This window comes from Terrabacter sp. Ter38, from assembly GCF_024519435.1.
GTDB lineage: Bacteria > Actinomycetota > Actinomycetes > Actinomycetales > Dermatophilaceae > Terrabacter.
In genome coordinates, this window is sequence record NZ_JALJRZ010000019.1 from 1 (window position 1) to 3393 (window position 3393).

Annotated in this window: 2 rRNA genes; both read left to right on the forward strand. The window is 56.5% G+C overall.

Annotated features, from left to right (window positions below):
• Positions 1-64: 64 nt before the first annotated feature.
• Positions 65-3195: ribosomal RNA gene (locus NR112_RS22160) — 23S ribosomal RNA — on the forward strand.
• Positions 3196-3275: 80 nt separating this feature from the next.
• A 5S ribosomal RNA gene (gene rrf / locus NR112_RS22165) occupies positions 3276-3392 on the forward strand.
• Position 3393: the final 1 nt, after the last annotated feature.

Here is a 3393-nt window from a genome sequence, read left to right on the forward strand (position 1 = left end):
GTGGTGGGTGTGGGGTGCCGGTTGTATTTTGAGAACTTCACAGTGGACGCGAGCATCTTTGTAGTGTCAAGTTTTTAAGGGCACACGGTGGATGCCTTGGCACCAGGAACCGAAGAAGGACGTAGGAATCTGCGATAAGCCTCGGGTAGTCGATAACCAGACTGTGATCCGAGGATTTCCGAATGGGGAAACCCGGCTGGAGGCAAGTCCAGTCACCCGCACCTGAATATATAGGGTGTGTGGAGGGAACGTGGGGAAGTGAAACATCTCAGTACCCACAGGAAGAGAAAACAACATGTGATTCCGTGAGTAGTGGCGAGCGAAAGCGGATGAGGCTAAACCGGGCGTGTGTGATAGCTGTCAGGCGTTGCACGTTCGGGGTCGTGGGACCCGCCAGCCGGCTCTGACAGGTCGGCGGGGAGTGAGAAATCTGCGTCATAGTCGAAGAGCATTGAATGGCTCGGCACAGAGGGTGCGACCCCCGTAGACGAAATGGTGTGGACTCCCGGTGGGGATCCCAAGTAGCACGGGGCCCGAGAAATCCCGTGTGAATCTGGCAGGACCACCTGCTAAGCCTAAATATTCCCTGGTGACCGATAGCGGACAAGTACCGTGAGGGAAAGGTGAAAAGTACCCCGGGAGGGGAGTGAAATAGATCCTGAAACCGTGTGCCTACAATCCGTTGGAGCCTCCCGCCGTTGGGCGTGTGGGGTGACAGCGTGCCTTTTGAAGAATGAGCCTGCGAGTTAGTGCTCAGTGGCGAGGTTAACCCGTGTGGGGAAGCCGTAGCGAAAGCGAGTCCGAACAGGGCGCCCATAGTCGCTGGGTCTAGACCCGAAGCGGAGTGATCTACCCATGGCCAGGTTGAAGCGCAGGTAAGACTGCGTGGAGGACCGAACCCACTTAGGTTGAAAACTGAGGGGATGAGCTGTGGGTAGGGGTGAAAGGCCAATCAAACTCCGTGATAGCTGGTTCTCCCCGAAATGCATTTAGGTGCAGCGTCACGTGTTTCTTGCCGGAGGTAGAGCTACTGGATAGCTGATGGGCCTCACCAGGTTACTGACGTTAGCCAAACTCCGAATGCCGGTAAGTGAGAGCGTGGCAGTGAGACTGCGGGGGATAAGCTCCGTAGTCGAGAGGGAAACAGCCCAGATCACCAGCTAAGGTCCCTAAGCGTGTGCTAAGTGGGAAAGGATGTGGAGTTGCTGTGACAACCAGGAGGTTGGCTTAGAAGCAGCCACCCTTTAAAGAGTGCGTAATAGCTCACTGGTCAAGTGATTCCGCGCCGACAATGTAGCGGGGCTCAAGCACACCACCGAAGCTGTGGCATTGACATACTGCTCGGCACCGACACCTGCGGGTTCGGTGTCCAGGCGTGTTGATGGGTAGGGGAGCGTCGTGTGGCCAGGGAAGCGGCGGTGTGAACCAGCCGTGGAGGCCACACGAGTGAGAATGCAGGCATGAGTAGCGAATGACGGGCGAGAAACCCGTCCGCCGAATAACCAAGGGTTCCAGGGTCAAGCTAATCTGCCCTGGGTAAGTCGGGACCTAAGGCGAGGCCGACAGGCGTAGTCGATGGACATCCGGTTGATATTCCGGAACCGGCGAAGGACCGCCCATGACGAACCTTGTGATGCTAAGTGCCTGAAGCACGCCCACCGGACCTTCGGGTCCAACGGGTGTGTGGAGCGCACGACCCGATCTGGTAGTAGTCAAGCGATGGAGTGACGCAGGAAGGTAGCCTCCGCGTGGCGATGGTTGTCCACGTCCAAGGGTGTAGGGCGCGATCCAGGCAAATCCGGGTCGCATGAAGCCTGAGACCTGATAGTGACCGCGAATGCGGGAAGAGGGTGATCCTATGCTGCCGAGAAAAACTTCTAGCGAGGTTCGAGCCGCCCGTACCCCAAACCGACTCAGGTGGTTAGGTAGAGAATACCAAGGCGATCGAGTGAATCGTGGTTAAGGAATTCGGCAAAATACCCCCGTAACTTCGGGAGAAGGGGGGCCCTGATCGTGACGCCACTAGCTGGCTGAGCGTGATCGGCCGCAGAGACCAGGGAGAAGCGACTGTTTACTAAAAACACAGGTCCGTGCCAAGTCGCAAGACGATGTATACGGACTGACGCCTGCCCGGTGCTGGAACGTTAAGGGGACCGGTTAGCCTCACGGCGAAGCTGAGAACTTAAGCGCCAGTAAACGGCGGTGGTAACTATAACCATCCTAAGGTAGCGAAATTCCTTGTCGGGTAAGTTCCGACCTGCACGAATGGCGTAACGACTTCTCCACTGTCTCAACCACGAACTCGGCGAAATTGCACTACGAGTAAAGATGCTCGTTACGCGCAGCAGGACGGAAAGACCCCGGGACCTTTACTACAGCTTGGTATTGGTGTTCGGTACGGCTTGTGTAGGATAGGTGGGAGACTGTGAAGCCGTCACGTCAGTGATGGTGGAGTCAACGTTGAAATACCACTCTGGTCGTTCTGGATATCTAACCTCGGTCCGTGATCCGGATCAGGGACAGTGCCTGGTGGGTAGTTTAACTGGGGCGGTTGCCTCCTAAAAGGTAACGGAGGCGCCCAAAGGTTCCCTCAGCCTGGTTGGTAATCAGGTTTCGAGTGTAAGTGCACAAGGGAGCTTGACTGTGAGACAGACATGTCGAGCAGGGACGAAAGTCGGGACTAGTGATCCGGCGGTGGCTTGTGGAAGCGCCGTCGCTCAACGGATAAAAGGTACCCCGGGGATAACAGGCTGATCTTGCCCAAGAGTCCATATCGACGGCATGGTTTGGCACCTCGATGTCGGCTCGTCGCATCCTGGGGCTGGAGTAGGTCCCAAGGGTTGGGCTGTTCGCCCATTAAAGCGGTACGCGAGCTGGGTTTAGAACGTCGTGAGACAGTTCGGTCCCTATCCGCTGTGCGCGTAGGAAACTTGAGAAAGGCTGTCCCTAGTACGAGAGGACCGGGATGGACGAACCTCTGGTGTGTCAGTTGTCCTGCCAAGGGCACCGCTGATTAGCTACGTTCGGAAGTGATAACCGCTGAAAGCATCTAAGCGGGAAGCACGTTTCAAGATGAGGTTTCCAGGCCCGCGAGGGCGAGAGGCTCCCAGCTAGACTACTGGGTTGATAGGCCGGATGTGGAAGCACAGCAATGTGTGGAGCTGACCGGTACTAATAAGCCGATAACTTGACTTACAAAGATGCTCCGCGTCCACTGTGCAGTTCCCGAGATACAAACGGGAACACCACCCACTGACTTGATATCTCCATAGAGTTTCGGCTGTCATAGCGAAGGGGAAACGCCCGGCTCCATTCCGAACCCGGAAGCTAAGCCCTTCAGCGCCGATGGTACTGCACTGGTGACGGTGTGGGAGAGTAGGACGCAGCCGGACA